Source organism: Bacteroides caecicola (genome assembly GCF_023337095.1).
GTDB classification, from domain to species: domain Bacteria; phylum Bacteroidota; class Bacteroidia; order Bacteroidales; family Bacteroidaceae; genus Phocaeicola; species Phocaeicola gallinarum.
Window position 1 is genome coordinate 135,647 of the sequence record NZ_JAMBLM010000002.1, and the last position, 17,578, is coordinate 153,224.

The following is a 17,578-nucleotide window of genomic DNA, read 5'->3' on the forward strand; positions in this document are numbered from 1 at the left end:
CCGTATGTTTAAAAATTCTGATTACATGCGTTCGTGGAAGCTACGCGAAATAACTTCCAACTGATGCTCACGGCTCAGCTTGATGAAGTTTACGGCATAGCCCGATACGCGGATGGTGAGCTGCGGATATTTCTCCGGATGCTCCATCGCATCTTCCAGCATTTCGCGGTTCAACACGTTCACGTTCAAGTGGTGAGCGCCTTTCACGAAGTAACCGTCCATCATCGTTACGAGGTTTTCGATACGGCTTTCCATATCTACACCCAGCGATTTCGGAACGATAGAGAACGTGTTGCTGATTCCGTCTTGCGAGTCGCGGTAACGCAGCTTGGCTACCGAACTTAACGAAGCGATGGCACCGTTCTTGTCGCGTCCGTGCATCGGGTTGGCTCCCGGAGCAAAAGCGATGCCTTTGGCGCGTCCGTCGGGGGTAGCTCCCGTTTTCTTTCCGTACATCACGTTCGATGTAATGGTAAGAATAGACAGGGTAGGTTTGGCGTTCTTGTAAACCGGAAGTTTCTTCAATTCTTCATCGAAGTAATAAATCAGGTCGACAGCCAGATGGTCTACACGGTCGTCGTCATTACCGAAGCAGGGGAACTCGCCTTCGATGTCGAAACCTTCGGTCAGACCGATGTCGTTACGTTTTGCCGTTACTTTGGCATACTTGATTGCCGACAACGAGTCGACAGCGATAGACATACCTGCCACACCGTAAGCCAAGTTAATGGCAGGATCGGTGTCAACAAACGCCATCTGCGCTTTTTCGTAATAATACTTATCGTGCATGTAGTGGATGATGTTCATCGCTTCGTTATACACGCGAGCCATCTCTTTCAGCACCTTCTTATAGTTAGCCAACACTTCTTCGAAGTTCAACACATCGCCGCTCAATACGGGGATGTCTTTCACCATCAGCGTACCCGTGTTCTCGCAACGTCCGCCGTTAATGGCAAGCAGCAATGCCTTTGCCAGATTACAGCGTGCACCGAAGAACTGGATGTGGCGGCCGATGTCTTGGTAAGACACACAACATGCGATGCCGTAGTCATCAGAGCCGCGCACCTCGCGCATCAAGTCGTCGTTTTCATACTGGATGGAAGACGTGTCGATGGAAACCTGTGCGCAGAACTGCTTGAAGCCTTCGGGCAACTCCGGACTCCACAGCACGGTGAGGTTCGGTTCGGGCGACGGGCCTAAGTTATACAGCGTCTGGAGGAAACGGAACGAGGTTTTGGTAACCTTTACACGTCCGTCGTTGAAACGTCCGGCGATAGATTCCGTAACCCAAGTGGGGTCTCCGGCAAAGATGTCGGTATAAGCCTGCATACGCAAGTGGCGCACCATGCGCAACTTGATAACAAACTGGTCTATCAATTCCTGTGCATGAACCTCGTCCAGCAATCCGTGAGTCATATCGTACTCGATGTAGATGTCGAGGAACGACGAAACGTTACCCAGCGACATGGCTGCTCCGTCTTGTTCTTTCACGGCAGCAAGATAAGCCATATACACCCACTGTACTGCCTCGCGGGCGTTTGTAGCCGGGCGGCTCAGGTCGAGTCCGTACTGTTCGCCCAATATCTTGATTTCTTTCAGCGCCTTGATTTGCTCCGCCACTTCTTCACGCAGGCGGATACGTGCGTCCGTCATCGGTCCTGTCAGATGACGCAAATCATCCTGCTTTGCTTCAATCAAACGGTCAAGTCCGTAAAGCGCCAACCGACGGTAATCGCCAATAATACGACCACGGGCATAGTTGTCCGGTAATCCGGTAAGGAATCCTAACGAGCGGAACGAACGAATTTCTTCGGTATAAGCATCGAACACGCCATCGTTATGCGTCTTGCGATAATGCGTAAATATGTCTTTTACTTTTGCGTCAACTTCCACACCGTTTTCACGACATGCCTTTTCCACCACCTTAATGCCACCGTAAGGTTTGATAGCCCGACGCAATACTTCGTCTGTTTGTAAACCAACGATTACTTCATTCTCCTTATCAATGTATCCGGGAGCGAAAGAGGTAATGGTAGAAACGGTCGACGGATCGAGCGAGCGTACTCCGTTATTCGCACGTTCTTCGGCTAATGCCTCCAAACATTTGTTCCACACTGCTTTAGTACGTTCTGTTGCACCCACCAAAAAAGACGCATCGCCTTCGTAAGAGGTAATATTCGTCTTAACGAAATCGGTTACGTTAATTTCGTGGTTCCAACGGCCTTCTTTAAAATTCATGGTCATAAATATAAAATGTATTAAAGTGAAAGTTCAGCAGATTTCTAAAACCGCTGCAAAGGTACGACTTTTCTACGGCTCAAGCAATACCATATATTAAGTATTTAATTATTAAAATGTTTTGTTTAATTTTGCCTGACTTTAAAACAGGGCTTGTTCAAACGTTTCCTGCCTTGCCGGAAGCCGGGAAAAACGCTACCCATAGAACGGGGTAACCTTATGGGTAGAAACGGGTAACTTTACCGCATGGAACGAACAACGCTTACGGTAGCGTTTTTAGCGACCTGAGAGCGGAGATTTTCTTCCATGTTTTCGCCGGGCGGGAGGGTTTCGACAGGTTCATACAAATAAAAAGAACAATGACACATACAAGAAAAGAACAAATGGAGGCATTCGGGCGGCTGCTCGACGTGCTGGACGAGTTGCGCGTAAAATGTCCGTGGGACAGAAAACAAACCAATGAAAGTTTACGGCCCAATACCATCGAAGAGGTATACGAACTGTGTGACGCGCTGATGAAAGATGACAAGAAAGACATCTGTAAAGAGTTGGGCGACGTGTTGCTCCACGTGGTGTTTTATGCGAAAATAGGCAGCGAAACCGGAGATTTCGACATCAAGGACGTGTGCGACAAACTCTGCGACAAACTGATATTCCGCCATCCGCATGTATTCGGAGAGGTAAAGGCGGATACTGCCGAAAAGGTATCGGAAAACTGGGAACAGATTAAACTGAAGGAAAAAGACGGTAACAAATCGGTGTTGAGCGGTGTTCCGCAGGCGTTGCCTTCGCTCATCAAGGCGTACCGCATCCAAGACAAGGCGCGTAACGTGGGCTTCGACTGGGAGGAACGCGAACAGGTATGGGAGAAGGTAAAAGAAGAGGTTTCTGAATTTGAAGCCGAAGTGGGAAACATGGACAAAGACAAGGCGGAAGCCGAGTTCGGCGACGTGATGTTCAGCCTGATAAATGCCGCACGGCTCTATAAAATCAACCCCGACAATGCGCTGGAACGCACGAACCAGAAGTTTATCCGCCGTTTCAATTACCTTGAAGAACATACCATCAAACAGGGACAGAAGCTGACTGACATGTCGCTGGAGGAAATGGATGCCATCTGGAACGAAGCAAAAGCAAAAGGATTATAAACCCGTTAATGTACAAAAACAAAATGAAAACACAAAAAATGACCATCGGGCGACTGGCTTTACTGCTGGTATTACTCATGACACAGGCAGTAACCGCCGGAGCCGTAAATCAAGAAGTTTGGCAGAAGCTGAAAAATCTGCCGGGAATAACAGATGTTGACACACTGGCAAGCACGCAGTATGCCGATAAATTCGTGATGTACATCGACCAACTGCTCGACCCGGAGCATCCGGAAGCAGGAAGTTTCAAACAGCGCGTCATCGTGGCACACGCGGGATACGACCGTCCCACCGTTCTGGTTACAGAGGGATATGACGCCAACTATGCGGTGAATCCCAAATACAAGGAGGAATTGTCGAAGCTGCTGAACGCCAATCTGATATTCGTAGAATACCGGTACTTCGGCAAGTCAATGCCTCAGCCTTGCAACTGGGATTATCTGACAGTAAAGAACTCGCTTGCCGATTTGCATCACGTGAATACGACATTCAAACGGCTGTACGGCGGGAAATGGATAGCCACCGGAATCAGCAAGGGAGGACAAACCACCATGTTCTACCGTTCTTACTACCCCGACGATGTGGATGTCTCCGTCCCCTACGTGGCTCCGCTGAACAAGTCGCTGGAAGACGGCAGACACGAAGTGTTCTTACGCGACAAGGTAGGAAACGCCGCATCGCGCAATGCCGTCAAAAATGCCCAGCTCTCCTTATTGAAACGCAAGCAGGCGTTGCTGCCAATGCTCGACAGCTATTGCAAAGAGAAAGGATATACGTTCCGCATTCCCATTGCCGACGTGTTCGATTACTGCGTGCTTGAATATTCGTTTGCCTTATGGCAGTGGGGAACTCCGCTGACGGCAATCCCCGCGGAGGATGCACCCGACCAAGCATGGTTCCACCATCTGATAACCATCAGCGAACCGGGGTATTTTTCTCTCCAGACTCCCTACCCTTCGTTTAACGTTCAGGCGGCTAAAGAACTGGGATATTATGGGTATGACATCGAACCGTTTAAACCGTATCTGAGCATCAAGAGCGCGAAAGATTACCTGCGCCGTGTCATGCTGCCCGAAGACCTGTCGGGACTGACGTTCGACGACACGCTGTATAAACACACCGTAAAATTCTTACAGGAGAACGACCCCGACATGATTTACATCTACGGAGGCGATGACCCGTGGACGGCATCGGGCGTAACGTGGCTGAAAGGCAAGAAAAACATCCACGTATTCGTACTCCCCGAAGGAAGTCACTCTACACGCATTGCGAGCTTCGACGAAAAGACGCAGCAAGAGATAAAAGCATTACTCTCACAATGGCTGGGAATGTAACGGATATCACTCATAATCGAACATATTTTAGGAAAAACGCAAAGAAATATATAACTTTGTTTGCGTAATCTAACATTCAGAAACAAATGTCTCATTTAGCTCCATTAATCAGTGACTTGGCGCTCATCCTTATTTGCGCCGGCATTATGACGCTTCTCTTCAAAAAGCTGAAGCAACCTTTAGTTCTCGGTTACATCGTAGCGGGCTTTATCTCCAGTCCGCATTTCACCTTTACGCCGTCTGTAACCGATGCCGCCAACATACAAACGTGGTCTGAAATCGGCGTCATCTTCCTTCTTTTCGCCTTGGGGCTTGAGTTCAGCTTCAAGAAACTGATGAAGGTGGGAGGCTCGGCGGTGATATCGGCGTGCGCCATCATATTTTGCATGATAATGATTGGCATCGTCGTAGGATGGTCGTTCGGGTGGAAACAAATGGACTGCATTTACTTGGGAGGTATGCTTGCCATGTCGTCTACCACCATTATCTACAAGGCGTTCGACGACCTCGGACTAAGGCAGCAACGCTTTGCGGGCATCGTGCTGAGTATCCTGATTCTGGAAGACATCCTTGCCATCGTGCTGATGGTGATGCTGTCTACGATGGCGGTAAGCAAGAACTTTGAAGGGGGCGAAATGGGATACAGCATACTGAAACTGTTGTTTTTCCTGATTCTGTGGTTCGTGGTAGGCATCTACCTGATTCCGCTGTTCCTGAAGCGCGTGCGCAAGCTGATGAACAGCGAAACGTTACTCATCGTGTCGCTGGCTCTGTGTTTCGGCATGGTGGTGTTTGCTGCCAACGTGGGTTTCTCGCCCGCATTCGGAGCTTTTATCATGGGTTCCATCCTTGCCGAAACGATAGAGTCGGAAAACATTGACAAGTTAGTGGCTCCGGTAAAGGATTTGTTCGGAGCCATCTTCTTCGTTTCGGTGGGCATGATGGTCGATCCGAACATGATAGTAGAATACATCGTACCGATATTGGTTATCGTTGCAGCCATCCTTGTGGGGCAAACCGTGTTCGGAACGGCAGGTGTCCTGTTATCCGGTCAGCCGCTGAAAATAGCCATGCAGTGCGGATTCAGTCTGACCCAGATAGGCGAGTTTGCTTTCATCATCGCCTCGCTGGGCGTAAGCCTGAACGTTACGAGCCATTTCCTTTACCCTATCGTGGTTGCCGTATCGGTTATCACCACCTTCCTCACGCCGTACATGATTCGTCTGTCCGGACCTGCTTATCGGGTAGTAGACCGCTATATGCCGGTCCGCTGGAAACACTTGCTTGAACATTACGCTACGGGAGCACAGACGGTAAGCCACGAGAATAAATGGCATAAACTGGTGTCGGCGATAATCCGTGTGGTTGCCATCTACTCGGTACTGTGTATCGCCGTAACCATGCTTTCGCTGAATTTCTTTGTTCCGATGCTGGTTTCGGTGCTGGGCGACGGATGGGGACGCATTGCAGGAGCCGTGTTGACCATCGGACTGCTGGCTCCTTTCCTCCGCGCACTGATCATGAAGAAAAACCATTCGTCAGAATTCCGTTCGCTGTGGGTCGACAACCGGTTTAACCGCGCTCCTCTCCTTTCGCTTATCGTGTTACGTATCCTGATAGCCGTCTCTTTCTTGGTTTACGTCATCAAGCAACTGTTCGAGGCTTCGGTGGCTCTCATGGTAGGAATAGCCATTATCGCTGTACTGATAATCATTCTTTCCCGTTTCTTGAAAAAGCAATCCATCGCTTTAGAACGGGTCTTTGTTCAGAATCTCCGGTCAAAAGAGATGCACAAAGAATATTTAGGCGAAAAACAGCCGGAATATGCCGGCAGCTTGCTCGACCGAGACCTTCACCTAAGCGATTTCACGATTCCCGCCGATTCGCTTTGGGCGGGACGCACCTTGCAGGAACTTGATTTGGGTAAGAAGTACGACGTACATGTAGCCTCGATTATCCGCGGAACGCATCGCATCAACATCCCCGGCGGCGGCAACCGGATTTATCCGAACGACACGCTTCAGGTTATCGGCACAGACGAACAGCTTTCGCTTTTCGGCGCACAAGCCGAAAAGGTGAAAGACAACAAGCAGGATGATAACTTTGAGCAGCACGAAATGTACCTGAAACAATTTGTAATCGACTCTTCCTCTCCCTTCTGCGGACATACGATTCGCGAAAGCGGCATCCGTAACAAGTTCCATTGCTTGGTTGTGGGTGTGGAATCGGCTACGGAAGGTTCACTTCGGAAGCCCGATGTAAACGTTCCTTTCCGTAAAGGAGACATCGTATGGGTGGTGGGCGAAAAAACCAACCTCGCACGGTTGTTTATGGCTTCATCGGCGGGAAGCACGGAAGGAGAAGCAAATAACAGCTAAGCCAACCGTTTCTACCCGACAAAAAAACGCGGATTTGCAGTTGAACATTTAGTCCTTTCTGCAAATCCGCGTTTTTAATATGATTCAAGAGGATTATGCCTCTTTATCTTCTTTCTTAGCTGCCGCTTTCTTGGTAGTAGTCTTCTTGGCTGCCGTTTTCTTTGGAGCAGCTTCAGCTTTCTTCAATTCGTCTTGCAACTTCTTCACCTCATCGGTAAGCTGAACCAATTCACTTTCCTGATTCTTGATGGTAGTCAGCAATGAGTTGAGTTCTTCATCGTCCATATCTACCGGATAGAGTGCATTTACACGTCCGATGAAATCACCCAAGATGTTCATGTAGTTGGTAAAGGCATCGTACGGAGAATCATAGATACCGCGGTTCAACCCTACACCCGTGTCCTTCGTAGTCATGAAACGGAAGTTGTTACTAGCCTGAAGGTAATACCAGTCTTGCTTGATACGCTTATCAGTGCAGAGGTAAACACGTTCGGCTACACTATACAACTTATTAAAGGCCTCACGCTGCATCACGTTGCCCAACCACGGACTGATGTCGCGCTCTTCGTCTGACCATGACATCGGGTAAGCCACGTCTACCATGTCTACTGATTTCAGCTTGGTAACGATTTCTGACGGCGTAGAGAAAGTAATGCCTTTTTGTTTTGCGCAAACGGGCAATGCTTTCAAGAACTCCAGAATGTTAGATGACAGCGGTTGAGCCATACCCAATGCCGACAGTTCCATGAAGATATTGATGACCTGTTCGTTTTCGGGCAGCGAAGCTATCCAGCCAATATAGGTGTCGGCAAACAACGGATATTCATTCCATTCGGTGTTCGAGAAACGAAGGCTGATGTCGTCCGACAACTTGAAGTCGCGCATCAACAGTTTCAAATTAGGATTCTCAGAGCAGTGGTAGAGGTAGTGAGGACTCTTCCATCCCAAGACGTGTTTTGCACCCTCAACCAACATTCCCTTAAAGCCCATGCTGGCTACGATACCACCGATTTCATTGTCGTAAATCAAACTGGAATTGCGGAATACTTTCGGCTCCTGACCAAAGAAATCTTTTACTTTACGGCGCATTGCTTCTACTTCTTCGCGGAAGCAGTCTTCATTCTTCAACGAAGACAAACCGTGAGAATAAGGTTCGCAAACAAATTCGCAACATCCCGTAGCGTTCAACTCATGCAGAAGTTCAATAACAGCAGGAGCATAAATTTCAAGCTGTTCCAAAGCCACGCCGGAAATAGAGAGAGCTACTTTAAACGCTCCTTCATTGGCCTTAGCCATTTCTATCAGCGTTTTCAGAGCAGGAATATAAGAACGCTCAGCCACTTCGTTGATGCCTTGCTCGTTGGCATAATCATCATAATAATAGTGGTCTGTGCCTATTTCGAAGAAACGATAACGTTTCAGGTGAATTATCTGGTGAATTTCAAAGTAAAGACAGATTGTTTTCATAACGATTGAGTTAGATTATTATTTACCATAGTTGCTTAAAACTTGATCATACAGGGCACGTACTTTCAGTCCTACCTTTTCCCATACGATACCATCAACTTCTTTCTTGCCTTCATCGCGCAAGTATTCATAGAGTGATTCGTTGGTACAGATAGAGTGAATGGCATCTGCCATCGCATGAATATCCCAATAATCAATCTTGATACACTTGTCCAAAATCTCGGCACAGCCCGACTGCTTGGATATAATGGTAGGAACGCTACACTGCATGGCTTCCAACGGCGAGATACCAAACGGCTCAGATACCGAGGGCATGATATATACATCGCTTGCTTTAAGCACTTCGTATACTTGCTTGCCTTTCATGAATCCGGGGAAGTGGAAACGGTCGGCAATGCCTCTTTCGGCAGCCAGACGAATCATGGCGTTCATCATGTCTCCGCTACCTGCCATGACAAAACGCACATTACGCGCACGTTTCAGCACCATAGCTGCTGCTTCGACGAAATATTCCGGACCCTTTTGCATCGTGATACGTCCTAAGAAAGTTACAATCTTTTCTTTCGGATTTTTATGAGGAACAATCTCCTGAATTTCCTTTGACAAAGGAGACACTGCATTGTGCATGGTAAAACACTTGCGAGGGTCTTGGTAATATTTGTGGATAACGGTTTGGCGCGTCAGCTCACTTACACACATGATGCAGTCGGCGTGATCCATTCCGTTTTTCTCAATGGCGTAAACAGTGGGATTGACATTACCACGGCTACGGTCGAAGTCGGTTGCGTGAACATGGATGACCAGCGGTTTTCCCGAAATCTGCTTGGCATGAATGCCGGCGGGATAAGTCAGCCAGTCGTGTGAATGAATAATATCAAACTGCTGCTGACGGGCTACCACACCTGCCACGATGGAGTAGTTATTGATTTCTTCGTGCAGGTTATCGGGGTAGCGTCCGGAAAATTCCAGACAGCCGAGGTCATTCGTATGCATATAATTGAAGTCGGCATAAATATGGTCGCGCATGTCATAATACAACTGCGGATCCATATAAGAGCCTACCCGACTCTTCACATAATCCCACTGAACGTCACGCCATACGATAGGCACGCTGTTCATACCGATAATTTTCAGGAAACTCTGGTCTTCATCGCCCCACGGCTTAGGGATACAGAAAGTGATTTCCATATCCTCCTGCTGCGACATACCTTTTGTCAACCCGTAACTGGCTGTACCTAAACCTCCTAAAATATGAGGAGGAAATTCCCAACCAAACATTAAAACTTTCATAGTACTTTCCTCCTTTTTATTGGTTATCGTATTTAGCTAACAAATTCAACGTACGCAAGATTTCTGCCACGTTCATTGCAAACGAAACAGCTCCTCGTCCCTGGAACGGCGGATTTCCGTCGAACAGTTCGGGGATAGAGCCTACGCAATGGCATGTCATCTGGTCTTCATAGCTAATCATCTGACGTTCGACAAAGGATATCGCACTACGCTTGTAGATCCGCAGATAGGCTTCCAGATAGAATCCTTCCAGCCACGGCCATGCCGTACCCTGATGATAAGCGTAATCGCGCTGAATCTGAGGACCTACGTAATTGGGGTTATAGCCTCCACTCTTCGGGCTCAGCGAACGGATGCCTTTCGGGGTCAACAATTCTTTCGTTACGATATCGACAACGCCTTTCTTTTGTTTGGCGTCCAACGGAGAGTAATCGAATGCTGCGGCGAAAATCATATTCGGACGTACACTCCAGTCCATCATGTTTCCATCTACGAAATCCAACAGATAACCATATTCATTCAAGAAAGTATCGATGAACGAAACGGCTGTTTTATCGGCAATCTGGTTCAAGCGGAAACTGAATTCACCGTCTTCAACAAACAAGTCGGCAACGAAACGCAGCGCGTTATACCACAAAGAGTTAAATTCAACGATATACCCCGTGCGGGCTACAACCGGACGGCCGTTTACAGTAGAATTCATCCACGTAATGGCTTTTTCGCGTCCGTTAGCATATACCAATCCGTTGTCATGTACCTGAAGATTCGGGTGTTTTCCGTCTGCCAGATAGGTCATGATATCTTTCAACAATTGACCGTATTTCTCTTTTGCAGCCTCACGCGAAACCATTTTGGCGTATTGTTGAACAGTCCATACCGCCCACATCAACACGTCAGGATGTTCCATTTCGTAAACCTTCAAGTCGGTTGTTTCACCGTTCATAAACGCATAAACCGCCTTGACAGCTGTTTGCATCACGACTTCGAACTTCTCGACTTCGCCGATAGCCAGCGTCAATCCCGGCAATGAAATGAACATGTCGCGCGCACGACACTTGAACCACGGATAGCCGGCGAGTATATATGACTCTTCGCCTTGCTTGTTCAAGAACTGGTGTGCCGTGTTAATCAGACAGTTTTTAAAGCTGTCGCGCGGAATACGTTTTTCTACCTCATAAGTGAAAAGATCGTTCAGCGAAGCCGTATCGATAGCCGAAATACCTCCGGCAAATGTAACCGATTCGCCTTTCTTGATGTTGAATTCGAAATATCCCGGAACGTACAGGTCTTCATTGAAATCGTACCCGCGTTCTTGTTCTTTGGGATACTCGATACCACGATACCAGTCGGGTTGGAAATGGAAAGTGTTTTCCTTACTAAACTGCATGTACAATTCAGGATATCCCGGATACATGCATGTTTTGATACCGTTTTCCACTTCATCGTAATGGCGGCTTGCTTGTGCATTTTCGTGCGTATATTGGCGCACGCTGCGGAAAGCCAGATACGGGCGCAACCGGAGAATCGTTTCAGAATGCGCATCTACCAGTGTGTAACGGATCAGGATGCGGTTTTCATGGTGAACAAAGACTTTTTCTTTTTTCAGAACCACACCTCCTACCCGATACAGGGTGGTAGGAACTTTTTCGCATTCAAACTCACGAATGTACTTATGTCCGCGCGGACTAAAGTTATCACCGTGGTACTTATGAAGCCCCAAGTTGAACTCCGCTCCATGTTGTATCACCGTTTCGTCTAACGAAGACAGCAACACATGATTCTCGTCATCCAGTTCCGGAACCGGAATGACTAACAAACCATGATATTTGCGAGTGTTACAATCGACGATGGTTGAACAATGATACGCCCCCGAACGATTAGTCCGAAGAACCTCGCGCGTAAGAGATTCTTCCAAATTGGTCAGCAGAGTTTTATCAAATCGTAAATAACTCATAGTTGTGTATTAAGGTTATAATTATTATGTTCTTCCGTAAAAAATGTTACTTATTTTCTCTCAAAAGTAGTAATTAAATAGAAACTTCAAAACTAAAAATCTACTTTTTTTACTTTCGAAGCCGTTTTTTTTCAAACAAAAGGATTTTTTCTCCCAATATATGTCAAGCAACATAAAAATATTAGTCTGACATTATTCATAACCCGTTTTACATAACAGAGCCAACAATAAAAAAGCTGTTGCAGCAACCTTTTTATCAAGTTGCCGCAACAGCTTATTCTTTCTGTCGGTGTAAAAATATTTAAAGCCCGATTTTAATCGATCATGTCAAATCCGCAGTAAGGAACCAATGCTTTCGGTATGCGAATACCTTCCGGCGTCTGGTTGTTTTCCAACAGGGCAGCCACGATACGGGGCAATGCCAATGCCGAACCGTTCAGCGTATGGCAAAGTTCGGTTTTCTTCTCTGCCGTGCGATAACGACATTTCAAGCGGTTAGCCTGATAGGTATCAAAGTTAGAAACCGAACTAACCTCTAACCAGCGTTTTTGGGCTTCAGAATAAACTTCAAAGTCGAAGCAAAGCGCTGCCGTAAAGCTGATGTCACCTCCACACAGGCGCAAGATGCGGTAAGGAAGTTCCAGCTTCTTCAGCAAACCTTCTACGTGGTCGAGCATCTCTTGGTGAGACTGCTGTGAGTGTTCGGGCTTGTCGATACGTACAAGTTCTACTTTTGAAAACTCATGCAGGCGGTTCAGTCCGCGCACGTCTTTACCGTAAGAGCCTGCTTCGCGACGGAAACACTGCGTGTATGCACAGTTCTTTATCGGCAACTGCTTTTCATCCAGTATCACATCGCGATAAATATTCGTGACCGGTACTTCTGCCGTAGGAATCAGGTATAAATCGTCCAGATTACAATGATACATTTGTCCTTCTTTATCGGGCAACTGTCCGGTTCCGTATCCTGAAGCTGCGTTTACCACCGTAGGAGGCATAATTTCCTCGTAACCTGCCGCACGAGCTTCATCGAGGAAGAAATTAATCAGGGCGCGCTGCAAGCGGGCTCCTTTACCTTTATATACGGGGAATCCTGCTCCCGTGATTTTTACGCCAAGGTCGAAATCTATCAAATCGTATTTCTTGGCAAGTTCCCAATGAGGCAGCGCGTCTTTCGGCAGTTCTGTTTCCATCCCTCCCATTTTTTCTACCACGTTGTCCTCGGCTCCGTTTCCTTCCGGCACACTTTCGTAAGGCACATTCGGAATCGTATATAAAAGAGTCTGCAAATCTTCGGCTGCTTTATCCATTTCAAGCTGGAGCGCCTTGCTTGCCTCTTTTATTTCAGCTACGCGCGCTTTTGCCGATTCGGCTTCTTCTTTCTTCCCGTCTTTCATCAATGCCCCGATGGTTTTCGACGTAGCGTTTACTTCTGCAAGATTTTTATCCAACTGGTTTTGCGCGCTTTTTCTCTTGTCATTCAGTTCAAGTACCTGCGCGATGGTTTCCTTCGCATTGGCAAAATGTTTTTTCTCCAATCCGCGGATAACCTTGTCGGTATCTTCTGTAATTTGTTTAATAGTAAGCATATCGTATTACTTTATTGTACTCTTTATTCGTGATGCAAAGATAAAGTTTTTTATCAAGGGCAAAAAACAGACTGCCATTTTTTAGGAGTCTGTTTTGATTTTCCCCGACGGCGGAAAACGCTACGGGTAGAACCGGGTTACGCTACCGCATGGACGAAGGAACGCTACCGCATGGGATAGAGAACACTAACGGTAGCGTTTTGGGGGCTTTTAAAGTCGAAAAGGAAAAGATTCAAGCAAGTCCTCAGAAAAGAATTACAGACTGCGGCGTATGCGCACTAATTTTTCCAACAACCCTTCCAGCAAGTCGAGTTTCAGCATGTTGGCTCCGTCGCTCTTTGCCACCGAAGGGTCTTCATGAGTTTCCATGAAAAGTCCGTCCACACCCACGGCTACGCCGGCTTTTGCGATGGTCTCAATCAGTTGAGGCATACCGCCGGTTACTCCCGAAGTCTGGTTCGGACGCTGCAACGAGTGGGTAACGTCTAAAATAACCGGAAAACCGAACGATTGCATTTCAGGGATTCCGCGATAATCCACTATCAGGTCCTGATAGCCGAAAGTCGTTCCGCGCTCGGTGAGCATCACTTGGTTATTTCCCGCCTCTACCACCTTGTCGGCGGCAAAGCGCATCGCTTCGGGAGACAGGAACTGCCCTTTCTTGATATTGACTATCTTACCCGTTTGGGCAGCGGCAACCAGCAAGTCGGTCTGACGACACAGAAAAGCCGGAATCTGCAACACATCCACGTATTCGGCAGCCATCTGTGCCTCGTTTGCTGCGTGGATATCGGTTACTACAGGAACTCCGAATGTTTCGCGGACTTTAGCCAACACTTTCAACGCCTTTTCATCCCCGATTCCGGTAAACGAATCCAGCCGCGAACGATTGGCTTTACGGTAAGACCCTTTAAAAACATAAGGAATATTTAAACGTTCTGTTACTTTCACTACACGTTCCGCTATGCGGAGCGCCATGTCTTCACCTTCGATGACACACGGTCCTGCCAACAGGAAAAAATTATCTCCGCGCTTCAAATCTGCTACTGATTGTATCATAAACTTAATTCGGTATTATCAATGTTAATGCTTCTTGAGCAATCGTTATTTCAATCGGGAAATGGCGATCGAGCCACAAACGTCCGTCGAGACTGACTTCTGCATTCTGAGCGCGAAGCACTTTCACCTGCCGCGTACGGTAAGGCTTCACTATTTTATGATTCAGCAAACGTCCTTGTTGCAACATCCACAAGCCCGATATAAGCTGGCGAAGTTCGGGACGATAGATTACCGATACATCCAACCATCCGTTATACGGAACTGCACTTGGCGTCAATCCGTATCCGCGGGCGCTCCCCACGCCCACAGCCATGATGCGTCCACGGATGTGTTCATCGTTTACTTTCAGGTGCATCCGATAGAGTTTGCGCTCAAACGCAACCAAGAACAGAGAAGAAAGGTAAGAGATTAGGGGGATTCCCCAGAAACGACGGGTCTCGTTAGTGATTCGCACGATACGGGCTCCCAAGCCCATGTAAACGGCGTTCAGGAAATAGCGGGTTTTGTGGACTTCGCCGTCGTAATAACAGAACACCCCGACGTCCACTTTGCGCAAGCGACGGTTAATCAATACATCTACCGCACCGCGATAATCGTCGGAATCCAATCCCCAGTATTTGGCAAAATCGTTACCGATTCCGTTTGGTATTATTCCAAAGGCAATGCTGTTTTTATCTTCCACATCAGAGTACATAATACCGTTTACCGCATCGTTTATTGCTCCGTCTCCGCCCACGACAACGATGGTCCGGTAGCCGTTATTTGCCATCGTACGTGCCAAGCGCTCTACTGAACCGAACCCTTCCGATTGGACATAATCAAACTCTACTCCGCGACTTTTCATGTAATCACGGATTTCTATCCACCGCTTCTGAGCTTTCCGGCTTCCGGCTTTCGGGTTGTAAATCACCCCCCATCTATTCGGTTCTACCGCCATATCTTCAAACTTTCATTAAATCCATTATTTTAGCGACTTTTTCTTCCATCGGCAGCGTAGCGTCTATCCAGTGAATCGTGATTCCCCTCCTTTCCATGCCTCGAAACCAAGTCATCTGCCGCTTGGCAAACTGGTGAATCGCTGTCTCCAAACCGTGGAACATTTCATCGTAAGTTATTTCGCCCGTAACGTAAAGCGTAAGGAATTTATATTCCAAACCATAGTAAATCAAATCTTCGGGCGCAATACCTTCGTCTAACAATTTGCGAACTTCATCGACCATCCCTTCGTCTAAGCGCTGCTTCAAACGGCGTGTTATTTTCTCCCGGCGTAAATCCCGGTCAATATCCACTCCCACCACCAAACTTTTAATTTCGGGAAACGAACGAGCTTCCGGCGACTGCGTTAAATAATATTCTTCTATTTCTATCGCCCGGATAGCACGCTTTACCGTATCTACATCCGTAGAATTATGCAATTTCTTGTAAGTAGAGAGCAATGCAGTCAATTCTTCCAACGATTTTCCAGCCAACTTTGTTCGCAACTCCTGATTTTCAGGAACAGGCAACAACCTATAACCTTTCAGAACGGCTTCCAGATACATTCCGGTTCCACCGCAAAGGACAGGAATTATCCCCCTGCCCATTATATCCTTATAAACGCTTAAAAAATCTCTCTGATATTCGAATACATTATATTTATATCCCGGCTCAACAATATCAATCAAATGATACGGAACACGATACGTCCCCACCTCATAATCTGCCAAATCTTTTCCTGTTCCTAAATCCATCCTGCGGTATACCTGCCTGCTATCGGCGCTGATAATTTCCGATTTCAACCGTGCAGCCAACGCAGCTGCCAGCGACGTTTTTCCCGAAGCAGTAGGACCAAGTATGGTTATCATTTCATAATTCATATAACATATCCGAAAGTTCTGTCGACAAAGATAGTTTTTTCTGCACAAAACCAACTCTAATGCGCAGAAAACTTTACCGGCGGGTATAAAAAAAGCCGTCCGAAAGAATCGGACGGCCAGTGCTTTATTTGGTTCTCAAAACTAATTAGCAGTTTACAGAAGCCATGTGAGCGATCAAATCCAATACTTTGTTAGAGTAACCGATTTCGTTGTCATACCAAGAAACAACTTTAACGAAAGTATCAGTCAAAGCGATACCAGCTTTAGCATCGAAGATAGAAGTGTGAGTATCACCCAAGAAGTCAGAAGAAACAACTGCATCTTCAGTGTAACCCAGAATACCCTTCAATTCGCCTTCAGAAGCTTCTTTCATAGCTGCACAGATTTCAGCATAAGTAGCCGGTTTAGCCAAGTTTACAGTCAAGTCAACTACAGAAACGTCCAAAGTCGGAACACGCATTGACATACCAGTCAATTTACCGTTCAAAGTCGGGATAACTTTACCTACAGCTTTAGCAGCACCAGTTGATGACGGGATGATATTGCCAGAAGCAGCACGACCACCTCTCCAGTCTTTCATAGACGGACCGTCAACAGTCTTCTGAGTAGCAGTAGTAGAGTGAACAGTAGTCATCAAACCATCAGTGATACCCCATTTGTCGTTCAAAACTTTAGCGATCGGAGCCAAGCAGTTAGTAGTACAAGATGCGTTAGAAACGAATTGAGTACCTTTAACGTAAGTCTTTTCGTTAACACCGCAAACGAACATCGGAGTATCGTCTTTAGAAGGAGCAGACATAACTACGTATTTAGCACCAGCTTGGATGTGAGCCTGAGCTTTTTCTTTAGTCAAGAACAAACCAGTTGATTCAACTACGTATTCTGCTTCAACTTCGTTCCATTTCAAGTCAGCCGGATTCTTTTCTGCTGTTACACGGATTTCTTTGCCATTAACAATCAATTTGCTGTTTTCAACGTCAGCTTCGATTGTACCATTGAATTTGCCGTGCATTGTATCGTATTTCAACATGTAAGCCAAGTAATCAACCGGGCACAAGTCGTTAATACCTACAATCTGAATGTCGTTTCTGTTTTGAGCAGCACGGAATACGAAACGGCCGATACGACCGAAACCGTTAATACCTACTTTAATCATTTTGTTTAAGTTTTAAAGGTTTTATAATTAATTTATAAACACTCACCTACATCGTTCCGGAGCTTTTCGCTCCTTCTCTTATCAATTTGCGTTGCAAAAATAAGAATTT

Annotated in this window: 12 protein-coding genes; 3 read left to right on the top strand and 9 right to left on the bottom strand. The window is 46.8% G+C overall.

All coding sequences use genetic code 11. The features are described 5' to 3' along the window. Positions 1-21: 21 nt before the first annotated feature. Positions 22-2,244 carry a formate C-acetyltransferase gene (gene pflB / locus M3085_RS02295; protein WP_178257515.1) on the bottom strand — a complete coding sequence of 741 codons (2,223 nt, stop codon included), beginning with the start codon at positions 2,242-2,244 and terminating at the stop codon, positions 22-24. Positions 2,245-2,597: 353 nt separating this feature from the next. On the opposite strand from pflB, the gene mazG reads away from it, so the two are divergent. From mazG to M3085_RS02310, 3 genes are all read left to right on the top strand, one after another. Then, entirely contained in the window at positions 2,598-3,386 is a 789-nt protein-coding gene (mazG, locus tag M3085_RS02300) for a nucleoside triphosphate pyrophosphohydrolase (protein WP_178257516.1), read from the top strand. A gap of 23 nt (positions 3,387-3,409) precedes the next feature. Beyond that, on the top strand, positions 3,410-4,720 hold the full coding sequence (locus M3085_RS02305) for a S28 family serine protease (RefSeq protein ID WP_410554058.1): 1,311 nt from the start codon (positions 3,410-3,412) through the stop codon (positions 4,718-4,720). A gap of 86 nt (positions 4,721-4,806) precedes the next feature. Beyond that, positions 4,807-7,098 carry a cation:proton antiporter gene (locus M3085_RS02310; protein ID WP_178257517.1) on the top strand — a complete coding sequence of 764 codons (2,292 nt, stop codon included), beginning with the start codon at positions 4,807-4,809 and terminating at the stop codon, positions 7,096-7,098. Positions 7,099-7,191: 93 nt separating this feature from the next. Here the strand turns inward: M3085_RS02310 and M3085_RS02315 are convergent, their stop codons facing one another. The 8 genes from M3085_RS02315 to gap all read right to left on the bottom strand — a co-directional run bounded on the left by M3085_RS02315 (position 7,192) and on the right by gap (position 17,469). Next, positions 7,192-8,565: a glycoside hydrolase family 57 protein gene (locus tag M3085_RS02315; RefSeq protein WP_178257518.1), complete on the bottom strand. Its 1,374-nt coding sequence runs from the start codon at positions 8,563-8,565 to the stop codon at positions 7,192-7,194. A gap of 18 nt (positions 8,566-8,583) precedes the next feature. After that, complete coding sequence (locus M3085_RS02320; protein ID WP_178257519.1) at positions 8,584-9,855, bottom strand: glycosyltransferase family 4 protein; 1,272 nt, start codon at positions 9,853-9,855, stop codon at positions 8,584-8,586. A gap of 16 nt (positions 9,856-9,871) precedes the next feature. After that, the gene (locus M3085_RS02325; RefSeq protein ID WP_178257520.1) at positions 9,872-11,809 is read right to left on the bottom strand and encodes a glycogen debranching enzyme N-terminal domain-containing protein; all 1,938 of its coding nucleotides are present in this window, start codon (positions 11,807-11,809) and stop codon (positions 9,872-9,874) included. Between the two features lie 314 nt (positions 11,810-12,123). Continuing rightward, entirely contained in the window at positions 12,124-13,398 is a 1,275-nt protein-coding gene (serS, locus tag M3085_RS02330; RefSeq protein ID WP_178257521.1) for a serine--tRNA ligase, read from the bottom strand. A gap of 255 nt (positions 13,399-13,653) precedes the next feature. Continuing rightward, positions 13,654-14,457, bottom strand: coding sequence for a 3-deoxy-8-phosphooctulonate synthase (kdsA, locus tag M3085_RS02335; RefSeq protein ID WP_178257522.1), 804 nt, complete (start codon positions 14,455-14,457; stop codon positions 13,654-13,656). Between the two features lie 4 nt (positions 14,458-14,461). Then, on the bottom strand, positions 14,462-15,394 hold the full coding sequence (locus M3085_RS02340) for a diacylglycerol/lipid kinase family protein (RefSeq protein WP_178257523.1): 933 nt from the start codon (positions 15,392-15,394) through the stop codon (positions 14,462-14,464). A gap of 4 nt (positions 15,395-15,398) precedes the next feature. Beyond that, entirely contained in the window at positions 15,399-16,313 is a 915-nt protein-coding gene (gene miaA / locus M3085_RS02345; protein WP_249052204.1) for a tRNA (adenosine(37)-N6)-dimethylallyltransferase MiaA, read from the bottom strand. 145 nt (positions 16,314-16,458) lie between these two features. After that, a complete protein-coding gene (gene gap / locus M3085_RS02350; protein ID WP_191710409.1) occupies positions 16,459-17,469 on the bottom strand; it encodes a type I glyceraldehyde-3-phosphate dehydrogenase in 1,011 nt (336 codons plus the stop codon). Between the last annotated feature and the right edge of the window lie 109 nt (positions 17,470-17,578).

Excerpts from the sequence above, each read along its gene's own strand:
- serS (WP_178257521.1), bottom strand. The coding sequence starts at position 13,398 with ATGCTTACTATTAAACAAATTACAGAAGATACCGACAAGGTTATCCGC.
- M3085_RS02310 (WP_178257517.1), top strand. The coding sequence starts at position 4,807 with ATGTCTCATTTAGCTCCATTAATCAGTGACTTGGCGCTCATCCTTATT.
- kdsA (WP_178257522.1), bottom strand. The coding sequence starts at position 14,457 with ATGATACAATCAGTAGCAGATTTGAAGCGCGGAGATAATTTTTTCCTG.
- M3085_RS02320 (WP_178257519.1), bottom strand. The coding sequence starts at position 9,855 with ATGAAAGTTTTAATGTTTGGTTGGGAATTTCCTCCTCATATTTTAGGA.
- gap (WP_191710409.1), bottom strand. The coding sequence starts at position 17,469 with ATGATTAAAGTAGGTATTAACGGTTTCGGTCGTATCGGCCGTTTCGTA.
- M3085_RS02315 (WP_178257518.1), bottom strand. The coding sequence starts at position 8,565 with ATGAAAACAATCTGTCTTTACTTTGAAATTCACCAGATAATTCACCTG.
- mazG (WP_178257516.1), top strand. The coding sequence starts at position 2,598 with ATGACACATACAAGAAAAGAACAAATGGAGGCATTCGGGCGGCTGCTC.
- M3085_RS02340 (WP_178257523.1), bottom strand. The coding sequence starts at position 15,394 with ATGGCGGTAGAACCGAATAGATGGGGGGTGATTTACAACCCGAAAGCC.
- M3085_RS02325 (WP_178257520.1), bottom strand. The coding sequence starts at position 11,809 with ATGAGTTATTTACGATTTGATAAAACTCTGCTGACCAATTTGGAAGAA.
- miaA (WP_249052204.1), bottom strand. The coding sequence starts at position 16,313 with ATGAATTATGAAATGATAACCATACTTGGTCCTACTGCTTCGGGAAAA.
- M3085_RS02305 (WP_410554058.1), top strand. The coding sequence starts at position 3,410 with ATGAAAACACAAAAAATGACCATCGGGCGACTGGCTTTACTGCTGGTA.
- pflB (WP_178257515.1), bottom strand. The coding sequence starts at position 2,244 with ATGACCATGAATTTTAAAGAAGGCCGTTGGAACCACGAAATTAACGTA.